The sequence below is a fragment of the Falsibacillus pallidus genome, assembly GCF_003350505.1.
Classification (GTDB): Bacteria; Bacillota; Bacilli; order Bacillales; family DSM-25281; genus Falsibacillus; species Falsibacillus pallidus.
In genome coordinates this window covers 57,740-77,454 of sequence record NZ_QQAY01000006.1, presented here as the reverse complement: position 1 = coordinate 77,454, position 19,715 = coordinate 57,740, and the positions used below count along the sequence as shown (strand labels likewise).

Annotated in this window: 18 protein-coding genes; 8 read left to right on the top strand and 10 right to left on the bottom strand. The window is 45.2% G+C overall.

The features are described 5' to 3' along the window. Positions 1-163: 163 nt before the first annotated feature. From DFR59_RS11560 to DFR59_RS11545, 3 genes are all read right to left on the bottom strand, one after another. Positions 164-358, bottom strand: coding sequence for a YwbE family protein (locus tag DFR59_RS11560; protein ID WP_114745801.1), 195 nt, complete (start codon positions 356-358; stop codon positions 164-166). A gap of 12 nt (positions 359-370) precedes the next feature. Next, the gene (locus tag DFR59_RS11555; RefSeq protein WP_114745800.1) at positions 371-1,651 is read right to left on the bottom strand and encodes a DEAD/DEAH box helicase; all 1,281 of its coding nucleotides are present in this window, start codon (positions 1,649-1,651) and stop codon (positions 371-373) included. 620 nt (positions 1,652-2,271) lie between these two features. After that, positions 2,272-4,563, bottom strand: a complete 2,292-nt coding sequence (locus DFR59_RS11545; RefSeq protein ID WP_211318554.1) for an ATP-dependent DNA helicase — start codon at positions 4,561-4,563, stop codon at positions 2,272-2,274. A 218-nt stretch (positions 4,564-4,781) separates the two neighbouring features. Between DFR59_RS11545 and DFR59_RS11540 the strand changes: the two genes are divergently transcribed. Both DFR59_RS11540 and DFR59_RS11535 read left to right on the top strand, forming a co-directional pair. Next, on the top strand, positions 4,782-5,414 hold the full coding sequence (locus DFR59_RS11540; protein ID WP_114745797.1) for a TetR/AcrR family transcriptional regulator: 633 nt from the start codon (positions 4,782-4,784) through the stop codon (positions 5,412-5,414). 91 nt (positions 5,415-5,505) lie between these two features. Further along, entirely contained in the window at positions 5,506-7,731 is a 2,226-nt protein-coding gene (locus tag DFR59_RS11535; protein WP_114745796.1) for an MMPL family transporter, read from the top strand. Between the two features lie 257 nt (positions 7,732-7,988). Here the strand turns inward: DFR59_RS11535 and DFR59_RS11530 are convergent, their stop codons facing one another. Further along, complete coding sequence (locus DFR59_RS11530) at positions 7,989-9,179, bottom strand: class I SAM-dependent rRNA methyltransferase (RefSeq protein WP_114745795.1); 1,191 nt, start codon at positions 9,177-9,179, stop codon at positions 7,989-7,991. Positions 9,180-9,364: 185 nt separating this feature from the next. Between DFR59_RS11530 and DFR59_RS11525 the strand changes: the two genes are divergently transcribed. Continuing rightward, positions 9,365-9,877 (top strand): GNAT family N-acetyltransferase, encoded by a 513-nt coding sequence (locus DFR59_RS11525; protein ID WP_114745794.1) that lies wholly within the window; start codon positions 9,365-9,367, stop codon positions 9,875-9,877. Between the two features lie 298 nt (positions 9,878-10,175). On the opposite strand, the gene DFR59_RS11520 is transcribed toward DFR59_RS11525, so the two are convergent. From DFR59_RS11520 to DFR59_RS11510, 3 genes are all read right to left on the bottom strand, one after another. Beyond that, positions 10,176-11,171, bottom strand: a complete 996-nt coding sequence (locus DFR59_RS11520; protein WP_114745793.1) for an FUSC family protein — start codon at positions 11,169-11,171, stop codon at positions 10,176-10,178. 78 nt (positions 11,172-11,249) lie between these two features. Beyond that, complete coding sequence (locus tag DFR59_RS11515) at positions 11,250-11,999, bottom strand: ZIP family metal transporter (protein ID WP_114745792.1); 750 nt, start codon at positions 11,997-11,999, stop codon at positions 11,250-11,252. A 38-nt stretch (positions 12,000-12,037) separates the two neighbouring features. Beyond that, complete coding sequence (locus DFR59_RS11510) at positions 12,038-12,925, bottom strand: NAD(P)H-hydrate dehydratase (protein ID WP_425454707.1); 888 nt, start codon at positions 12,923-12,925, stop codon at positions 12,038-12,040. A 131-nt stretch (positions 12,926-13,056) separates the two neighbouring features. Between DFR59_RS11510 and DFR59_RS11505 the strand changes: the two genes are divergently transcribed. The 4 genes from DFR59_RS11505 (at position 13,057) to DFR59_RS11490 (ending at position 16,113) form a co-directional block, all read left to right on the top strand. Next, the gene (locus tag DFR59_RS11505; RefSeq protein WP_114745791.1) at positions 13,057-14,112 is read left to right on the top strand and encodes a SepM family pheromone-processing serine protease; all 1,056 of its coding nucleotides are present in this window, start codon (positions 13,057-13,059) and stop codon (positions 14,110-14,112) included. A gap of 26 nt (positions 14,113-14,138) precedes the next feature. Next, a complete protein-coding gene (locus DFR59_RS11500) occupies positions 14,139-14,510 on the top strand; it encodes a VOC family protein (RefSeq protein ID WP_114745790.1) in 372 nt (123 codons plus the stop codon). A 67-nt stretch (positions 14,511-14,577) separates the two neighbouring features. After that, positions 14,578-15,087 carry a hypothetical protein gene (locus tag DFR59_RS11495; RefSeq protein ID WP_114745789.1) on the top strand — a complete coding sequence of 170 codons (510 nt, stop codon included), beginning with the start codon at positions 14,578-14,580 and terminating at the stop codon, positions 15,085-15,087. Between the two features lie 126 nt (positions 15,088-15,213). Beyond that, complete coding sequence (locus DFR59_RS11490) at positions 15,214-16,113, top strand: DUF899 family protein (protein ID WP_114745788.1); 900 nt, start codon at positions 15,214-15,216, stop codon at positions 16,111-16,113. Positions 16,114-16,164: 51 nt separating this feature from the next. Here DFR59_RS11490 and DFR59_RS11485 read toward each other — a convergent pair whose 3' ends face one another. After that, positions 16,165-16,773: a DUF1989 domain-containing protein gene (locus DFR59_RS11485; RefSeq protein WP_114745787.1), complete on the bottom strand. Its 609-nt coding sequence runs from the start codon at positions 16,771-16,773 to the stop codon at positions 16,165-16,167. A gap of 91 nt (positions 16,774-16,864) precedes the next feature. Between DFR59_RS11485 and DFR59_RS11480 the strand changes: the two genes are divergently transcribed. Continuing rightward, on the top strand, positions 16,865-18,211 hold the full coding sequence (locus tag DFR59_RS11480) for an amino acid permease (protein WP_114745786.1): 1,347 nt from the start codon (positions 16,865-16,867) through the stop codon (positions 18,209-18,211). Here the strand turns inward: DFR59_RS11480 and DFR59_RS11475 are convergent. Next, complete coding sequence (locus DFR59_RS11475) at positions 18,206-18,958, bottom strand: YqcI/YcgG family protein (protein WP_114745785.1); 753 nt, start codon at positions 18,956-18,958, stop codon at positions 18,206-18,208. The two genes, DFR59_RS11480 and DFR59_RS11475, sit on opposite strands and share 6 nt — an antisense overlap. A 79-nt stretch (positions 18,959-19,037) precedes the next feature. Continuing rightward, positions 19,038-19,664 (bottom strand): LysE family transporter, encoded by a 627-nt coding sequence (locus DFR59_RS11470; RefSeq protein ID WP_114745784.1) that lies wholly within the window; start codon positions 19,662-19,664, stop codon positions 19,038-19,040. Positions 19,665-19,715 lie beyond the last annotated feature (51 nt).

The window sequence follows — 19,715 nt, the reverse complement described above, 5'->3', positions numbered from 1 at the left end:
CAATATTTTTAATTTATCAATATTTTTCAAAATATGTCAAGATAGGACATTTCGCAAAAAAGCCCCAAACCTCAATAGCGTCAAGTGTTCAGGGCTGATTTATTATTTCTGTTTTTTACAATAACTTTACAAAAATTTGTCGAATCGCTTCTTTTTATAGATTCTATGAAATGATATTTTTGACTCTTCCTACCTGGCCATCCTGCAGACGGACTTTAATTCCATGTGGATGGTGCTGAGAATTCGTCAGCAAATCTTTTACGATGCCGCGGGTCAATTTCCCTGTCCGCTGGTCTTGTTTCAATACGATATCCACTTCCAGACCGGGATGGATATCCTTTCGATTTTGTCCGTTCATTGCCGCCACTCCTTATCTTGGTCTTTTTGAAGGCTTTCTCGGCCTTGCACTTTTGGCGTTTCCTGCTCTGCTTCTTTCCGAAGGACGCTTTTCACCTGTACGGGCTTTTTGAGAGCTGCGCCCACCCCTTGGACGTCCACCTTCTCCCCTTCGCTCATTCGGCTTCGGATCATCCGGCCCAACATCGGACTGCTCTTTCCTTAATTTCATATTGATTCCCTTTTCAATCATATCCAAATGAATTTGATCCTTTGGTGCAGCGAAAGTGACCGCAAGACCATCCTCCCCTGCACGGCCTGTCCTGCCGATGCGGTGGATGTAGCTTTCCACATCGTGGGGGATGTCGTAGTTGAACACATGGGTGACCCCTTCTACATCAAGGCCGCGTGCTGCGACATCCGTCGCTACCAGATACTGCAGCTTTGCTTCACGGAAGTTCTTCATGACGCGTTCCCTTTTGGCTTGAGACAGATCTCCGTGGAGCTCCTCTGATAAAAAGCCTGCCGATTGGAGTGCTTCATTCAATGTGCTCGCACGGCGCTTCGTGCGGCAGAAGATGATCGCCAAGTATGGCTGGGACTCCTTGAGTACTGCTTTCAATGCCGCTTGCTTCCTGCGGTCTGTCGTCAGGATGACAAGCTGATTAATTTTTTCTACTGTAATAGACTTCGCCTTAATCTTTATATTTTCCGGCTTGTCCGTATATTTTTTCGCCAATTTTCGAACGTCGCTGTTCATGGTGGCAGAGAATAATAATGTCTGCCTCTCTTCATTCACATGGCTCAGGATGGTTTCCACTTCGGGAAGGAACCCCATATGCAGCATTTGATCGGCTTCATCCAATACGAGTGTTTTCAGCTGGCTCAAGTCGATGGTCTGCCTTCTTAAGTGGTCAAGGAGACGTCCGGGCGTTGCCACGACGATGTGAATGCTTTTCTTCAGCTTCTTCAGCTGGGCTTCTACATCTTGTCCTCCGTAAACAGCAAGGATCTTAGCTTCCGGAACGGCTTCAATCAGTTTGGTCAATTCAGCTGTAATCTGAAGGGCAAGTTCCCGGGTTGGTGTCAGAATCAATCCTTGTATCGCTTCTTCTGCCACAACCAATTTTTGCAGCATTGGCAAAATGAATGCAAGCGTCTTTCCTGTCCCTGTCTGGGCTTCAGCAATGACGTCCTTTTCTTCTAATATAAGAGGAATCGATTTTTCCTGAATCTCTGTTGCCGTATCGATTCCGTCCTTTTTCAATTGGTTTTCCAGCGCATCGCTGATCCCAAGGTTTGAAAATCGGGTCATTTCGTTCACTACTTTCTATTTCAATAATGGAATTTGTTGAATTAATATGAGCGACGGCCTCAGCCGGTGCTTCTCCCTATTATAGAGAAGTGTGAGGGGAAAAGCGATGTGAAGATAGTGGGAGGTGCCTTTATGGTCCCTGTCATCCCCCGGTTTTTGTCGAATCCCGCCGCCCTTGGGTCCTATTTTCTTGGGGATTATGGGGCTGGTTTTCCACTGGCGCATAAGAATATGGTTTTGTCGCATAAACCGCCTTGGCCGGCGCATAGCTGGATTTTCTCGCGCATAGAGATTGGGGAACGGCGCATAAGCATGATTTTTTGGCGCATAGCACACCCGGATAGGGGGAAAACACCTCGATTTTCCTGCTATTTCTAAATCCGCCGGGCTTCATATCAATTCTTTTCACATAAAATAGCCAGCCTCATAAGAAAAGCTGGCTTTTTCACTCATTAAATATGGCTTTTTTCGTAAACGTTGTTGTTCAAATCTTAATGCCGATTTGAACGTGCAAATACCTGTTTTGCGCTTTGAAAGGGAGTATCCAGGCTCTTTTCTAGCTATATTTCTTGCATAGATTGCATAAGCTATCCCATTTTAATGTCTAAAGCAAGATACTCTTAGAAAAGAGCCTTTAATATAGAAAAGTCCTTCAAAATCCTAAAATTACGCCACTCTTCCGGCAGGAGCCCCTGGTATTTTGGCTGGAGGTAGCGGTCATCGAGGAGGATGATGGTGCCGGTGTCGGTTTCGGAACGGATCAGTCTTCCGCCTGCCTGCAGCACTTTATTCATGCCTGGGTAGACGTAGGCATAATCGTAGCCATTTTTTCCGTGCGCTGCAAAATGGCTTTTGATCAAATCCCGCTCAAAGCCGAGTTGCGGCAGTCCTACTCCGACAACGACCACCCCATTCAGCCGGTCGCCTCTTAAATCGATCCCTTCCGAAAAGATTCCACCTAATACAGCAAATCCGACCAATGGTTCCTTGCTGTCTGCTTGGAATTTCTCTAAAAATTTCTCCCGTTCCTCTTCTTTCATGCCCGTGTCTTGTTTAATCGTTTGTATGTCCGGATAGTCCAGGGTAAATGATTCATAAACAGAATCAAGATATTGATAGGAAGGAAAGAAAACGAGATGGTTCCCGGATTTCGCTTCTACCAGACTTCCAATGGTCCGGACAATCGGGGCGATAGAATCCTCCCGTTCCCGGTACCTAGTCGATACAGGCTGGACCCACACTTGAAATTGTTCAGGGTGAAAAGGTGATGGGACACGCGTCTTATAGTCGTCCTCATCTACTCCCAGCATATCCTGAAAGTAGCGGCCAGGAGACATGGTCGCCGAAAAGTAGATTTTTGCCCGATAGCCTTTTCCCATCCTGCGAAGATTTTCAGAAGGATCTATGCAGAATAGATTCATGGTCAATTCATTTCCGTTTTTTTCTCCATAGGCAATGGAATGGTCGTCGTATAATTTGGCTATCCGGATAAAATTTTGCGCGGCAAAATACGTTTCTAACAGCAGCTCTGTCTTAACAGCGTCCTTTGCTGTATGCAAAAGCTCCTTTTCTGCCGCTTCTGTGAAAGCTTCCAATAATAGAGGCAGTTCATTCGGAATTAGATCGAGCACTAATTGTTTCCTGCCGTCCATCTCTTTTTTGAAGGAAATGAAAAAATCATTAAGAGCCTTGGATGGCAAAAACAAAGCGGGGTTTTGTTTATACTCCCTTTTCAGCTTTAAGAAAGGGGACTTATCAATAGAAGCGGAAAACATCGTCCTTGCCCGGTCAACGAGATTGTGTGCTTCATCAATGAGCAGGACCGTTTTGTTTTTTTGCTCCTCAAGGAATCTCTTCAAATTGACCCGGGGATCAAACACGTAGTTATAGTCCCCTATCACGGCATCTGCCTGGTAGGCAAGGTCAATGGAGAATTCGAACGGGCAGACCTTATGCTTCATCGCATACTCCTCGATGACCGTGCGGGTGATCCTTGTTTCATTGGAAAGGATGTCGAGCATCGCCCCATTGATCCGGTCATAGTAGCCATCCGCAAATTCGCAGTATTCCGGCTGGCAGATCGTTTCTTCCTTGAAACAAATTTTATCTTTCGCCGTCATGGTAACGGAGTTCATATAAAGTCCCTTCGCCTCCAGATGGTTCAATGCTTCCTCAGCGGTTGTCCTTGTTATCGTTTTGGCTGTGAGGTAAAAGAGTTTTCGAGTCAGTCCTTCCCCCAGCGATTTGATGGCAGGAAAAAGAGTGGACATGGTTTTTCCGATTCCAGTCGGTGCTTCCGCCATCAAGTTTTTCCTGTCCATAATCGTCTTATAAACAGTACCTGCGAACGCCCGCTGTCCACTCCGGTATTCAGGATAGGGGAAACTCAATTCTTGGATGCTTGCCTGCCTCTGCTTTTCATGCTTTAATTTCATCTCTGCAAATGCACGGTAGGATGCGGCTGTTTCTTCCAAGAAATCCTTTAATTCTAATTGGCTGAACACTTTTATAAACTGCTTTTTTTCTTCAGAGGGCAGTTGGACATAGGTGAGCTGGACCTTTATTTCTTCAAGGTCATTCTGTTCAGCCACAATGCAGGCGTAGCATTTTGCCTGTGCCCAGTGGACAGGATGCGTTTGTTCCTCTATTAAATCAAGCGGCTTTGTGGATGACTTTATTTCATCTATTGTAAGAAGGCCGTCAGATCCGGCAGCCAGCAAGCCGTCGCATCTCCCTTCCAGTTGAAGGGTAAAGAAGTCGAACGGGATGTCCATCTGTAAAAAGACTTCTTTTTGGTCCGCCTCCCCGTATTCCTTTTGCAGCTTTTGATGGATCCTGGTCCCTTCTGTCATGGAAGCAGCAGACCTGAAACGGTTGTCAATGCTCCCTCCAGAATAGACGTATTCCACCATTGTCCTGACAGAAACCCGATAATTCTCCAATTCTTCCCCTCCTTTTTCCGGACGAATTCTTATTTTAAAATTAAAGGAAAACGTGTGTTTGGTCAAATAAGTATATAAAAGTTATACAAAACTTAAACAAATAGAAGGTTTTTTGTTGACAGACAGCTTGTACATGTCTTATATTCAACTTATCAAGTGATAAATACCTTTGTGAAAGGATCTGTAGGATGGATTCCAAAGATAAGCGGAATTTTGAGAAAGGGGAGCACGTGGAAACGAGGAACGCCATCATCAAGACAGCCCATGACTTGTTCATGGAGTATGGATACCGTTCTGTGTCCACAAGGCAGATCGCGGATTTATGCGGTTTGACGCAGCCTGCCCTTTACCATCATTTCACGAACAAAAAAGAACTGTATATCGAAGTCATCAGGGAAACAATCTTTAAAACCCAGACAGCTGTCCAACGGATTTTAAAGCGTCCGCAAAGTTTGAGGGAGCGACTCCAGCAATATGCCTATTACATGATGCTGAATCATCACGAAGACTTGAATCAGATGTTTCATGATATCGAACATCAGCTGGATGCAGCTTCACAGGCGCAAATCTATCAATGGTGGATGAACGGCTATCTCATGCCGGTCGTCGCAGTTTTTGAAGAGGCGGCAAAGGAAGGCAAGCTTCAGAATCAATATCGATTTGGGGCAACCCCCATCGACGCCGCACACTTTTTGCTGAGCCTGATTAAATCATCCATGGAACCTTCCAAGTTCCTGAAAGACAGCAGCAAGAGCCGGCAGGAAGCAGCTGAAGAAAAATCCCATATGATTGTGGATGTCCTGCTTTATGGGCTGAGCTGATTCGATTTTTTTAAAGATTAAATACACATGCACTATTTTATTCCCACCTTATCAACTGATAAGGAAATTCACGATTTAGGAGATGAAGTAAATGAAAACGTCCTGGTTTGAAAAATACGGGAACTGGGTCTCCAGCAAAAAAGGGAAATGGATTACCCTTGTCGTCTGGATTCTGATTCTAGCAGCAGTCAATCTGACCCTGCCTCAGGCAAGCTCGCAAAAAAATGACCTTGCAGCAAATTTAAGCAGCAGCAAACCTTCCGTTGAAGCCCAAAAGCTCGCTGAGAAAGAATTCCCTTCCGGCGACGGGAAGCCCGCACTCTTAACCTGGTACCGTTCATCAGGTTTGACGGATGATGACATTGCCGGAATTCAAAAGCTTTCCAAAGATCTAGCAGATAATCCCCTTCCTGAACAGTTGAATTCCGTTCCGATTCATGAGATGCCGCTGCCTGCCGTAAAGCAGCTGATTTCAAAAGATGGTACGACACTCGTCTATCCGATTTTATTTGATAAAAAAGCAAGTACAGAGAAAGTGAAAGCCAGCTTGAAAGAATTGAATGACCGCACCAGTGATATGTTCGACACTAACCCGTTCGATGCGAAAATGAAGGATAAAGACACTCTTCTTGTCCGTGCTACAGGTCCTGCAGGGATTGAAGTCGATGCAGTGGATTTATTCAGCCAGGGAGATCTCTCCTTGCTGCTGGCGACTGTGACTCTTGTTCTAGTATTCTTGCTTGTCATTTACCGTTCGCCTATATTAGCGCTTGTCCCGCTTGTTGCGGTCGGATTCGCTTATGGAGTGATCAACCCCGTATTGGGATGGTTTGGAAAAGAAGGATGGGCGACTTTTGACTCGCAGGGCTTGTCGATCATGACCGTTCTCCTTTTCGGGGCAGGTACTGACTACTGCCTATTCCTGATTGCCCGCTTCCGGACTTTATTAAAAGAAGAGAGGGATAAAAAACAGGCATTGAAGCGTGCGTTAACCGGATCATCAGGCGCCATCGCGATGAGCGGATTGACTGTCGTCTTCTCCCTGCTCGCTCTATTATTGGCGCAGTACGGATCCATCCAGCGGTTCGCCATTCCATTCAGTCTATCCATCTTGATCATGATGGTAGCAAGTTTGACGCTCGTACCGGCATTTCTGGCCATTCTAGGCCGCGCGTCCTTCTTCCCGTTCATCCCGCGTACAAGGGAAATGGAAGTTGAACGTGCTGAGAAGAAAGGCAAAAAGCTCAAGCCGGAAAAAACAAAACCGAGCTTCGGAGAGAAACTTGGGGGAGGCATTGTCAGAAACCCATGGAAAATCGCCATCGGTACCGTAGTGGTGCTTGGGGTCTTCGCCTTTTTCTCCATGAAGATCCAATATACGTTTGATACACTCTCTTCCTTCCCGAAGGATATGCCTTCAAGAGAAGGCTTCCAGCTGATTTCAGACCACTTTAACTCAGGGGAGCTGGCACCTGCCCAAGTGATGGTTCAATCGGAGGGCAATGACCTGGACTTGAAGGAAAAACTTGAGGCACTTCCATATGTCGCAAAAGTTTCAGACCCGAGAAAAGGTGAAAAGAACAAGGATATGCTCTCCTACGATGTTGAATTCAGTGTGAATCCATATTCCAATGAAGCAATGAACCATATCCCTGACTTGCGCGACGAAGCTGAAAAATCCTTGAAATCAGCCGGCGTTTCTAATGCTGGCGATAAAGTCTGGATCGGCGGCCAAACATCTGAACAATTTGATACGAGAGCAACGACAGATAAAGACGCTTCCGTCGTAATCCCGATCATCATTGCGATGATTGCCGTCCTGCTGCTTGTCTATCTTCGTTCCGTTGTCGCGATGCTTTATTTAATGGCAACCGTACTGCTTTCTTATTTCAGTGCTCTAGGACTTGGATGGATCGTTCTTCATTACGGATTTGATGTTACTGCCATCCAAGGATTCATCCCGCTTTATTCCTTTGTCTTTATCGTCGCACTCGGCGAAGACTACAACATTTTCATGATTTCGAGCATCTGGAAAAAGAGCAAACGCATGCCGCTCGGCCAGGCAGTTACAGAAGGTGTTTCCCAATCAGGGGCTGTCATCACTTCTGCAGGTCTGATCCTTGCCGGAACATTTGCGGTCCTTGCTACGCTCCCTATCCAAGTGCTGGTCCAATTCGGAACGGTAACGGCTATAGGCGTCCTTCTCGACACATTCGTCGTACGCCCATTCCTCGTACCGGCATTGACTGTCATCTTTGGCAGATGGGCATTCTGGCCGTCCAAACGCAACCAGGAAGCCATCCGCCAAAACAACTAAAGCGACACAAAAGAAAAGCGGAGCCGGCTGTTTGAGTACTTTTTCGCCTGCGAAAAAGTATAAGAGGCGCGGAGGTTGGACTGAAGTGCTGCGAGATAAAGGAAACACGAAGAGCGAAGCGATTCGATGTTGACTTATCGTAAGCGCACTGAAGGAAACCTCCCAGCCTCTAGCCGGTGGAGCTGGACACGCCCCGAATATTGTCAAACGAAGAAAGCCCCCATGGCATCTGCCTGGGGGCTCTCTTCATTTTACGTTTATTTTTTTTGAATGAAGACGACTTTGAGATAGTTGCCTTCCTTAAATTCGCTGATAGTCTTGAAGTCTTCCGGCAGCGAATGTTCTTCGAGGATTTTATATTTTCCCTCAGATTCGCGGAATGCGGCATCGATGAATTGCTTGAATTTTTTCATGCCGAATGTGCTGCAGTTAGTGGAGGCGACGATCACGCCTCCTTTTTCCGTAATGGAGATTGCTTCCTTCAACAGATTCGTATAATCCTTTGCTGCACTAAATGTGAATTTTTTGGACCTCGCAAAGCTTGGCGGATCGAGGATCACCATATCGAACTTCAACTCTTTCCGCACGGCATACTTGAAGTACTTAAACACATCTTCCACAATGATGTCCTGTCCCTCATAATCGATCCCGTTCACGCTGAACTGCTCGATGGTTTTCGGAAGGCTGCGGTTGGCCAGGTCGACGCTGGTCGTTTTCACCGCACCGCCCATAGCCGCAAAAACAGAAAAGGCCCCGGTGTAAGAGAAGGTATTCAATACCGTCTTTCCGTCTGCATAGTGGTCCCTGATCCGCTTTCTTACTTCCCTTTGATCGAGGAAAACGCCGACCATTGCGCCATCATTAAGGTAAATGGCAAAGTTCACTCCATTTTCTTTTACAATCAAGGGGAAATCCGGCCTTGTCCCGGAAACGAAATCATCATCCTCCACATACTGTCCTTTGGAATCGAAGCGTTTCTTCTGATAGATTCCTTTTAGGTTCGGAAGTGTTTTAATGGCTTCGAACACAAAATTCCGGAACTGGTACATCCCTAAGCTGTACCAAGTGACAAGGTAATAGCCGTCAAAATAGTCGATGGTCAATCCGCCGATGCCGTCCCCTTCCCCATTGAAGACGCGAAAGGCAGTGGTTTCTTCAGACTGAAGCAAATGAGACCGCTGACCGACGGCATTGCTGATTTTTTTTACAAAAAAAGCGCCATCGATTTCTTCCTTTTCTTTTCTCGTCAGAATCCAGCCGTATCCTTTATTCTGCCTTCCATAATAGCCCCGTCCGATAAACCCGTTCCTATCATCCTTTAAATCGATGATTTCGCCTTCTTGATCGAGGCTGCTGCTGTTGGCCAGCGCTTCTTTTGCAATAAGTGGATAACCGCTTTGATATTGTTTTATATATTGAGGTTTTATTTTTACCGTTGTTTTTTTCATTACAGAATCAACTACTCTCTCAAAAAATTTCCAGAAACCGAACCCTTAAAAGTCTGTACAATTATAACACTTTCCCATACATTTCGTGAAAGACCCCATGAGGCAGATTGGGAAAAAGGGTTTTTCTCCCTTTTGCCGAATGTAATAGCTGATTGAAATTATAATCATTAATAGGAGCCATACTCATGAACCTAACAACCGACAGATTGCAGATCCGTAAATTTACGGAACACGATTGGGAAGACGTCTACAAATATACTTCAAATAAAGAGGTCATGCATTTTATTCCGGAAGGCGTCTTCAGCGAGGAGGATGCCCGGGAGTTTACCCGTAAAAACGCGGGTGAAAAAGTGGAAAAGTTCCCTGTCATCCTGAAAAAAAATGGTGCTTTAATCGGACATATGGTGTTCCATAAATACTTTGGGGATCATACGTACGAAATTGGCTGGGTCTTCAACCCTGACTACCAAAATAAAGGCTACGCTTCAGAAGCAGCGAAAGCCCTCTTAAAATATGGTTTTGAAGAGCTTGGCCTACATCGGATCATCGCCACCTGCCAGCCGGATAATCCACCTTCATGGAAGGTAATGGAGAAAATCGGCATGAGGCGCGAAGGCTATTTTAAAAAATGCATCCCTCATGGCGAAGGCTGGTGGGATGAATATTACTATGCCATTTTGAAAGAAGAATGGGTTTAAGCCTACGAATAACAAAACAAAGCTTGAGGAATGCCGTGCGAATGGTCCTCAGGCTTTTTTGTGGTGCATGGACACGCCTCGGTTTTTGTCGATTTATGCTGGTGATTTTGCCGCTCGCGCATAAGAGGGAGAGTTTGGCGCATAGGACGTTCTAATCGGTGCATAGCGGGGTGAGTTTCGCGCATAGGCACTAGTAAACGGTGCATAGACGCCGATTTCCCGCGCAAAGCCCAAATGGAGAGAGTTAATATACGCCAAATCCTTCTCTATTTGCACCTTTTCTCATTCCAAAAACTGTTCATATCCGCAATCTTTTAATAAATTGCTCCGTATGGTAGTACTGGGCGATGTGAAATCGGTCTTTTTCCTTCGCAATGGGATAGATCGCAGCAAAATCAGGGAATTGAACATCACTTGAGGTAGACTTCAAGCTTTGGAAATACCTGCTGACAGCTTCGAGCTGCATCGCCCATATTCGTCTATCCATCGATTCCATCCACCCCGACGCTGACCAATCCAGCAGGATCCCCATTGTTTCAAGCAAGTATTGATATCCTTGATCCTGATGCTCCAAGCTTGATTTGCACCTTTTCCAGTCCTCTTTCTTCCTTTTCATAATAGGAGAAATTTTGAAACCGCCCAACGACTTCCTCAGCCTCTTTTTATCATGAAGGAATTCAGTATATAGTTCGTCTGCTTGCTTCTTCAGAACGGTTCCTTGGGAAAGAGGCGAACCATTTTCAAGCCACTTGGCACAGACTTCAAAAGATGCCGCGAGCTCCTTCGAATGGCGGTCTACTCTTTTTACATAGCTGTACGAACTGCCCCATAGGCTTAACAGCACTTGGATGACCACGGCAGTCGCTGCCCCGATGGCAGTATCGCGAATTCGATCGACTGCATAATGGCCGCTCGCTTTTTCAAAAACGAATACAAGTAAAATGGTAATGACAGCTTGATGAATGACGACAATATCGAATTTGAGAAAGTTGACGATCAACCCTCCGACTAATATGAGAAACCCCAGCGTCCACCCATTGAGGGAAAACTGTTCTGCTGCAAGGATCACCACGATGACCCCGATAACGGTGCCAAGAATCCTGCGAAGGGAGAACCTGATAGAAGCGACAACTGAACTCTGCAGACAAAGCATGACAGATAATGGCGCTAAGTATGGATGAACGGATCCTGCCAGCTTGGCCAGCTCCCATGAAAGACCTGAGGCAAGGGCGATTTTAAATACCGTAAACGCATTAGATAGCAATTCTCTTTTGTTTTTTTCAAAATATCCCATAAATACCCCTCGATACCGACATGATGCTTCAATATCAATAGGTTCTGACAACCAACCATATTTATGCACCTGGTGTTATTACAAATGATGCAGAATCAACGAGATGAAGACGCCGACTGCTGTGATAAATCCGACGCTCGGACCTCCTTCTTCGTATGCTTCCGGCATCATGGTGGAAGCAACCATGGCAATGATCCCGCCGCCGGCAAATGAACTCATGATGGCTTTCACACTGTCAGAAGCATCCTGGAGCAGAAGCGCCCCGCCCAATGAACTCAAGGCAGAGAAGGCAAGAACGATTACCCACATCCACATGATCTTCCCATTCGTGTAGCCGCTTTTTTTCAAACCGACTGTACTGGACAAACCTTCTGGAAAGTTACTGATAAAAATCGCGACTACCAGCGCGGCACTGACCCCTCCGCCTTCAATCAGGCTTAAACCAATCATCGCGGATTCAGGAATGGCATCCATGATTGTCCCGATAAAAATGGCCATGCCTGTGTTGGAGGAATTCGAATCGCCTGATTCCTTCGACTTTGTCCCATCCGAACTCTTTCGTTTGTGTCCACCACTTCTGGATACAAGATAATCAAAGATGGTAAAAACGAGCGCCCCGCCTAAAAATCCAATGGCAGCCTCCGTAAAACCGCTTTTCTCGACTGCCTCCCCTAATAATTCATAGGCAGTCGCACCAATAAGGGCCCCTGTTCCAAGCGCCATAATCATGCCGATCATTCTTTTATTAAATGAAACTTTCAGGACTGCAAAAGCCCCGAGCAGCGTCGCCGAACCGGCTATGGCACCCCATAAGACCGCCATCCACATACCCATCTCTCCTTTATGTATAAGATTTTTTTACTTTCTCAAGCTTTTGTTTCAAAATGCCGCAAGACCTGAGGAAGCAGCTCCGAGAGTTCATGTGCAAGGAGCGTATGGGCAGAATTCTCCTTCACCCACTTGTCTGCACATGCCCCGTGCAGGTAGACACCGTTTAAAATGCCGTGTCGATAATTTTCATGGCAGCAAAGCATCCCAAGGAGCATCCCCGTCAATGCGTCGCCTGTCCCCCCTTTGGCCAAGGCTGCATTTCCTGTCGGGTTGAGGAATGCTTCCCCATCAGGGAATGCAGTGACCGTATTATTTCCTTTAAGGACAATCACTGCATTCAGCTTCTCAGCCCATTCTTTTGCAAGCTCAACCCGCGCATTTTGCACTTTTTCCACTGAAACCCCTGTGATTCGGGAAAATTCACCTGGATGTGGAGTCAGGATAACAGGTGATTTCCGGTCCGAAAATGTTGAAGGGATCTTTTCCAACGCACCTGCATCTACAATCAATGGAATATCTTTCTCAAGGAGCTTATGAAGGGCCTTTTCCACTTTTTCCTCAGGGGGAAGCCCCGGACCGATGGCGGCTGCACGAAATTCTTGTTGAATCCCATCACTTGCGAGGTGATCCAGTCCGTTTCTCCAGTAAGTGGCTTCAGGGAGCACAGGGACAATGGATGGAATGACATCCTCACTTGTGCCAACCACCAGCTTCCCAATCCCGGATCTCATGGCCGCCTGCGAAGAAATGATCGCTGCCCCCGGCATATCGGTGCTTCCTGCAATCAACAGCCCTGTCCCATAGGTACCTTTATGGCTATCCTCTCCTCTTACCGGCAGAGTTTTTCTTACTTTTTCTTCCGTCCACGCCGTGGTTTTTTCATTCATCCCCTGCATTCCTCCGATCTTTTTGATGCATAACATACCTATTCCACATTTGTGCGTATTTCAATCAAAACATTTCCTAAGACTATATTCTTAGAAGCTTAAAATGATAAAATAAGGTTACTGAACACCAAAAATTTCAAATAATCCTATAATTCGGAGGAAAGCGCATGAGCCAACGAAATCGAAATCGTCCCAGAAGATTCAGCTGGGCCAAAACAACGATTATAACGTTGTTTATATTCTTACTGGTTGCCTTCATTCCAACGCCTTACTATCTCTATCAACCCGGAACCATTGAGGCATTGGACAAAAAAGTTACAGTGGTCGGCGGCCATAAAAAAGAAAAAGGCAGCTTCTCACTAACGACCGTTTTATCCATTAAGGCCTACAATCCTTATGTCCTGATCTATGGGTTGGTTGCACCTGATACCCAAATCGAAAATGCAAAGAATGTGAAAGGCGATCTGTCTGATGAAGAGTACGGCGAACTTCTGAAACATATGATGGACGGATCTCAGACCAATGCAATAGCAGCTGGTCTGAAGACAGCAGGCGAACCGGTTGAAACCTTACATAACGGGGTGTTTGTCCAAGCCATCCTGCCTAAATCCGAGGCAAAAAAGAAGCTTAAAGTCGGCGATGTTATTCACACATTGGATGGAAAGACACTCAATCAAACAGAGGATTTCATCCACTATATCAACAAGAATAAAAAGGCCGGAGATCAAGTTGAAATTGGATTCACCCGAAACGGAAAGCAAAAGACAGCAGTTGTAAAAGTCATGAAGCTCGATCCTAAAACCTCCAAAGTCGGTGTCGGGATCGTGCCGGATGATATGCTGAAGCTTAAAACCGACCGGAAAGTAAAGGTGAATGCAGGAGACATCGGCGGCCCATCCGCAGGACTCATGTTTTCATTGGAAATCTTCAATCAGCTCTCTGATCAAGATATGACCAAGGGATACAAAATTGCTGGAACAGGTACCATTGATCCTGAAGGACATGTCGGACAGATCGGCGGCATCCGGGACAAAATCGTGGCCGCCCATAAAGCAGGCGTGGATATCTTCTTCTGCCCGAAAGACCTGAACCCTGAAGATGCCAACGAGAAAGACATTAAAGATGAAGCGAAGAAACGAGGATACAAGATTAAAATCATCCCTGTTGCTACAACGCAAGACGCAGTAGATTACTTGGAAAAGCTAGAACCGAAAACTAAATAGAGATGTTTTAAAGGGAGAGAATTGTAATGAACCATATTACCGCTATCGGACAAGTGTCCATTCCTGTCCACCAGATGGAGAAATCCATCCATTTTTATCATGAAGTGCTGGGTCTTCCACTGCTTTTTCAAGCTAAAAACATGGCTTTTTTGGAATGCAATGGCCTTCGTCTTCTTTTAAGCATCCCGGAAAATGCAGAATTTGATCACAAGAGTTCCATTGTCTACTTTCAGGTTAACGACATTCAAAAAGCGTTTGAAGACTACCGCCAAAAAGGCGTGGAATTTCATGGAGATCCCCATCTCATCGCCAAAATCGATAATACAGAAACATGGATGGCCTTCTTCCAGGATCCCGATGGAAATATCCATGCTCTGATGAGTGAAGTAGAAGTGTAAGGATACGATTCACTAAAAAGCGCAGCCAATTATCCGGCTGCGTTTATTTAGGGCAGGAGGAGTTCTTATGAAGATTGAGCAGGCCTTAAAAATCAGCTCTCTGATGGATCAATGGATGGAATTGCAGGTTTCAAGCCAGTTTGAGGCGATCAAATTAGACACTGCAGCGGGGAAACTTCCTCTATTTCATCAATGGGTTAATGGGAAATCGGTCAGTGCTGGGTACACAATCCGAAAACACGGAGAAGAAGCTTATCACTTTTTGTTTATTGATTGGCACCGCAAAGGCAATTACTATCTCGTGCTTTATTTAGAAAATAAATCTACGACGGCCGCTGAAATTCAACATGTAGAAGAGGATGGCGGTTCGCTTTGGTGGACGTACAATCCATTGAAGAGGGACGGAAAAAACGCTGAGCGGAAAACCTACTTTATCAGCCGATTCGGCTCACCTAGAGTGACAATTCCCCTGCCAAAGTCACCAAACCAAGTAGATTCATTTCTCCAAGCACTTTTTACGCTTTGCCGAAACCGGATAATGGCAGATCGTGCAGCCAATGTATTTACAGAAATATAGATGCCAATAAATATTTTGATTTCCTATGGAATGTCGAAATATTAAAAGATGTTTTCATGTGATATATAAAGGATTTCCTCTCCTCCTATCGAAAGAATACTTGAATCGAACAAAGGGGGAGTTATCATGGAAATCCAAGATGCAGTAAAGGAAATCGAAGAACTTCAAAAGGAAATAATAGAAAAGAAAAAACAGCTGTCTGAACTGCGGCAAAGGGTACCTCGAAAAAAAGTCGAAAACTACCATTTTAAAACCTCAACCGGGGACCAGACCACACTGCTTGATCTTTTTAAAGATAAAGATGAATTGATTGTCGTCCATAATATGGGCAGGAGCTGTCCGTATTGCACGATGTGGGCGGACGGAATCAATGGCGTATATCATTTTATCGAAGACCATACATCCTTTGTGCTTTCTTCACCAGACTCCCCAGAGGTTCAAGAGGATTTTTCAGCAGAACGAAAATGGACTTTCCCCATGATTTCAACTAAAGATACTACTTTTAAAGAGGATTTAGGTTTTGAAAAGGATGGTTACTACTATCCAGGCGTATCCACTTTCAGCAAACATGAGGATGGTGCCATCTATTTGGTCGCAAGCGCTCCGTTTGGTCCAGGGGACGATTTTTGTGCGGTCTGGCCGCTTTTCGATTTATTGCCAGCTGAAGCAGGTTCGTATACGCCAAAGAAAAAAATCAATGAGGCTTCCCTATACCAATTAACCAATAACGTCGCCATCGGGGTGAAGGACTACCAAAAAGCTGTTGAGTTTTATCGTGGCACAATTGGCATGAGACTTGTTAAGAATGGCGAAAAAGAAGCGCAGTTTTTCTTTAACGGAACAAACTTCTATATTGAAAATAATCCGTCAGAAAAAGTATTTTTTGAGCTTGCGGTGAATGACTTCGAAACGGCTAAAGCTGAGCTCGATGCAGCAGGTTGTATCGTCACAAAAGAATATTCCCCAAAAAGTATCATGGTCCAAGATCCATACGGGATGAACTTTCATCTCTATGAAAGCAAATAAAAAAGAAAGGGCACCCGCCATGTTATTCGAGCCGGGTGCCCTTTTTCGTCACTATTCCACTTCCACTTTAATCGGCGTGCAATTATACCCATTGCACTCGCTTTCGCTGCAAGGACAGGCAGATACTCCGACAATCAGATCCATCTCTGCTCTTAAGAGGATGGAATCGCCCGGCTTAGACAACGGCCTTTTCACTTTCATCGCGCCGTTATCCTCAACGACAGTATTCATAAAGATATTAAATGGATAATATTGATCAGGCTGTGAAAGTCCATAAGGCTCTAAAGCCTGGCTTAAATTATCGTAGCAGCTTGGATGGTTTTTCTTATTATATAAAAGTTCATACATCTCTGGTCTGCAGGCTGGATTAAAGAAGTCATGAACGCCTACATCATCTTCTACCACTGTCATGATTGGATGATATTTATTCGAGTACAAAATATCGCCTGGTGCCACTTTATAGGAATGGAGGGCATCCATTGTCACACCTGGATCGATTCTTTCAGTGAGATCCCCGTCCTTATACACAACGAAATCCACCACCTGTTCTCCCTCTACATCAATGACCCTCACCGTTTGACCTTTTTTCATCTTGAATGCCTGGCCGGCCTCTGCTTCGATAAAATATTCTTGTTTCACGTGAAACTTCCCCCTATTCATTGGCTATTCAAAGTATGCGAAATCGGAAAATTTTCATACATAATCTATTCGATAATACTGAAGATAAAAGGATGAGAGGAGGATGATTTTGATGAAACAACGAATACATTCGAACAGCAATACCGGGGGGCATCTTGTGTGGTGGCAGCTATCCTTGCTTGGGGTAGGGTGTACAACGGGTACTGGTTTCTTTCTTGGGACGAGCATCGGGATCCGGGAGAGCGGCTATTCCATTATCATCACCCTTTTCCTTGCCGCTATCGCAACGTATCTAGTGTTTGAATCACTCGCGCGCCTCATTGCACAGGAATCATTGGACGGATCCTACCGTGCTTATGCGAAGAAGGGATTCGGACATTGGGCGGGTTTCATGATTGGCTGGATCTACTGGTCTTCTGAAATGATGATTCTCGGCAGCACTTTGACGGCCCTCGGTTTGTTTACTCAATTTTGGTTTCCGCATGCCCCTCTTTGGATGCTTGCCTCGATTTTTGCTGTACTGGGCATCCTCATCGTCCTTGCCGGTGGAAAAAGCTTTGAGAAAGCAGAGAATGTTTTTGCGGTCATCAAGATTGCGGCTATTTTTATGTTCATCGTCCTTTCCATCCTCACCTGGACCGGGGTGGTTGATATTCAAAAGCCTGTCCTTCACTATCCAACAGAAAACATCCGTTTTTTTACCCATGGAGCTTCAGGGGTATGGGCTGGATTCATTTTTTCCTTTTACGCATTCGCGGGAATTGAAGTCGTCGGACTCATGGCGACCAATCTTAAAGACCCGAAAGAAGCGCCGAAATCAGGAAAAACGATGATATTCATCCTATCAGGGCTATACTTCCTTTCCATCATCCTTGCTTTGCTGCTTGTCCCGCTCAATGAATTTTCAACCGATGAAAGCCCGTTTCTTACAGCATTGAAGCATTATGATTTCCCCATTCTCGTTCATTTGTTCAACGGGGCTCTAATCATTGCTGGCTTCTCCACTGTCGCTGCTTCCCTTTACTGTGTCACGATGATGATTGTGAATCTTGCTGCAGAGGGAGACGCACCGAGATTCTTCAGGCGCAAGAAAGACGCTCCATCTGAAAAACTTCCGCTTGCCGCTATGGGGTTGACCCTCGTTGGAGTTTCCTGTTCCATCTGCGCCGCAGTATTTTTGCCAAAGAATATGTATGAGTACATTACGACCGCCGGAAGCCTCATGCTTATGTATACCTGGCTGTTTATTTTAGCAACGGCTTGGAAGCTCTTGAAGCCAAAAATCGGCCATAAATTTAAAATGATTTTGGCCGGATTGTTTATTTTAATTGCTGCAGCCGGGAGTCTTCTCGAAAAAACGAGCAGGACCGGGCTTTACTTCAGTCTGCTCGTTTTGATTTTGGTCAGCCTCTCTGCCTTCGTTCTTCACAAATGGAAATGGCAAAAGGCGGAATCATGACTTCTTATTGGCGTTCATCATATTGTGAAAAGGACACTTGGATGGACTGGATTCATCTTCACGCAGAAAATACTGCATCCATTCATGATTGTCCTCCTGCCCATACCATTTCAAAGCTGGATGGGTAGGTGCTTCATCATATGAGGCCAGCCTTTTTCGAATCATTTTTTTCATATTCCGCCCCAATTGGGTGGAGTCATTCATTTGTTCAAATACCCATCTGGGCTGGAAAGCCATTAAAAAAGAGGAAAAATGCCGGCTTCTTCTTAAGTGGTGTGCAGGTGTTGCACAAAATGAGAAGTATGGCTCTCCATGGAAACAAAATTCCCATGTGTGATGGGTCGGATCCTTGGATATCCCTTCCGGCCAAGGCATTTGGTCCTTCATGCTGAGACTTGTAAGGGTGGACCAAAATAGGTCTTCAAACTCTTCAATCGAATATCTCTGCAATTCCGCAGGCGATTTATAAAACAGAAGAAGAGAAGCGTATTTCCCCGTCTCCCGTGACATCTGACTATACCTCTTCAGTACATCCGCTGCGTCCAACAAGGTCTTTTCCTCTCTTGGGTCGCCTAAAAAGGCATAGCGGAGATGATTGGATAAGAAACCTATTCTACCAGGGACGCAAGGATACGTATTTTCATCATCAGCGATCATATTTTGAAAAGATTGGAACGCCTCCCGTGCCCAATCTTCCAGCACCATTTGATTGTTTTCAATCATCTCTTTGGAATAAATCTCAGCCACTGTTCTAAACACCCCTATCTTTAACACTTTATAAGGTATTAAAGATAGGAAATATAGGTGAATGTCCGATTCAATACTTTTACATGAACAATTCCTTATATGCCTGCCAGCCAAAATAAAGACCGAATCCGATCAGTACTGCACCAGCAATTTGGGAAATAATCTTCAGCAATTTTGGGGCCATCGTCTGTTTGAACATCCCCGCAATCAGTGCCATGAGAAGGTCCCATAGGAAAATTCCCACAAAGATTCCTGCACTATTTAAAAATACATCCTTTTTATCCAGGCTTGCTTCAGCCGTTTTCGCTAAAACTGATCCGTAGATCCCAAACCAGAACAGGATATTAAGGGGGTTGGACAAAGCCATCATGAAGCCTGCCATGAACGATTTGCCTTTACTCTCTGTTTTCATGTCCTCTTTTTTTGCCGCTTTCCCTGCACTTAAGATGCTTTCCGCTCCAGTATAAATCAGGACGAAGCACCCGAAACTCCATAAAAGCGTCTTCAAGAAGGGCATGTCCAGAAATTGGGCTCCCCCGAAAAAGATGAGCATCATGAAAACAAGGTCCGCTGCCATGGCTCCGAATCCTACAAGCCACGCATGCATAAATCCGTACTTGATCCCTTTATCCATCTGAGCCGCATTAATAGGACCAATCGGTGCGGACAAGGATAAACCAAGGAAAATATAACTAAGGAACAGCATTCCATTTCCCCTTTCTATTATTGGGTATTCCATATATATTCCGTGGGAAAA

What these genes read in the sequence shown, in the direction of transcription:
- DFR59_RS11555 (WP_114745800.1), bottom strand. Translation starts at nt 1,651, where the DNA reads ATGACCCGATTTTCAAACCTTGGGATCAGCGATGCGCTGGAAAACCAA.
- DFR59_RS11510 (WP_425454707.1), bottom strand. Translation starts at nt 12,925, where the DNA reads ATGTTATGCATCAAAAAGATCGGAGGAATGCAGGGGATGAATGAAAAA.
- DFR59_RS11525 (WP_114745794.1), top strand. Translation starts at nt 9,365, where the DNA reads ATGAACCTAACAACCGACAGATTGCAGATCCGTAAATTTACGGAACAC.
- DFR59_RS11535 (WP_114745796.1), top strand. Translation starts at nt 5,506, where the DNA reads ATGAAAACGTCCTGGTTTGAAAAATACGGGAACTGGGTCTCCAGCAAA.
- DFR59_RS11560 (WP_114745801.1), bottom strand. Translation starts at nt 358, where the DNA reads ATGAACGGACAAAATCGAAAGGATATCCATCCCGGTCTGGAAGTGGAT.
- DFR59_RS11545 (WP_211318554.1), bottom strand. Translation starts at nt 4,563, where the DNA reads ATGGTGGAATACGTCTATTCTGGAGGGAGCATTGACAACCGTTTCAGG.
- DFR59_RS11530 (WP_114745795.1), bottom strand. Translation starts at nt 9,179, where the DNA reads ATGAAAAAAACAACGGTAAAAATAAAACCTCAATATATAAAACAATAT.
- DFR59_RS11495 (WP_114745789.1), top strand. Translation starts at nt 14,578, where the DNA reads ATGAAGATTGAGCAGGCCTTAAAAATCAGCTCTCTGATGGATCAATGG.
- DFR59_RS11485 (WP_114745787.1), bottom strand. Translation starts at nt 16,773, where the DNA reads ATGAATAGGGGGAAGTTTCACGTGAAACAAGAATATTTTATCGAAGCA.
- DFR59_RS11490 (WP_114745788.1), top strand. Translation starts at nt 15,214, where the DNA reads ATGGAAATCCAAGATGCAGTAAAGGAAATCGAAGAACTTCAAAAGGAA.
- DFR59_RS11500 (WP_114745790.1), top strand. Translation starts at nt 14,139, where the DNA reads ATGAACCATATTACCGCTATCGGACAAGTGTCCATTCCTGTCCACCAG.
- DFR59_RS11515 (WP_114745792.1), bottom strand. Translation starts at nt 11,999, where the DNA reads ATGTGGATGGCGGTCTTATGGGGTGCCATAGCCGGTTCGGCGACGCTG.
- DFR59_RS11520 (WP_114745793.1), bottom strand. Translation starts at nt 11,171, where the DNA reads ATGGGATATTTTGAAAAAAACAAAAGAGAATTGCTATCTAATGCGTTT.
- DFR59_RS11540 (WP_114745797.1), top strand. Translation starts at nt 4,782, where the DNA reads ATGGATTCCAAAGATAAGCGGAATTTTGAGAAAGGGGAGCACGTGGAA.
- DFR59_RS11480 (WP_114745786.1), top strand. Translation starts at nt 16,865, where the DNA reads ATGAAACAACGAATACATTCGAACAGCAATACCGGGGGGCATCTTGTG.
- DFR59_RS11505 (WP_114745791.1), top strand. Translation starts at nt 13,057, where the DNA reads ATGAGCCAACGAAATCGAAATCGTCCCAGAAGATTCAGCTGGGCCAAA.
- DFR59_RS11470 (WP_114745784.1), bottom strand. Translation starts at nt 19,664, where the DNA reads ATGCTGTTCCTTAGTTATATTTTCCTTGGTTTATCCTTGTCCGCACCG.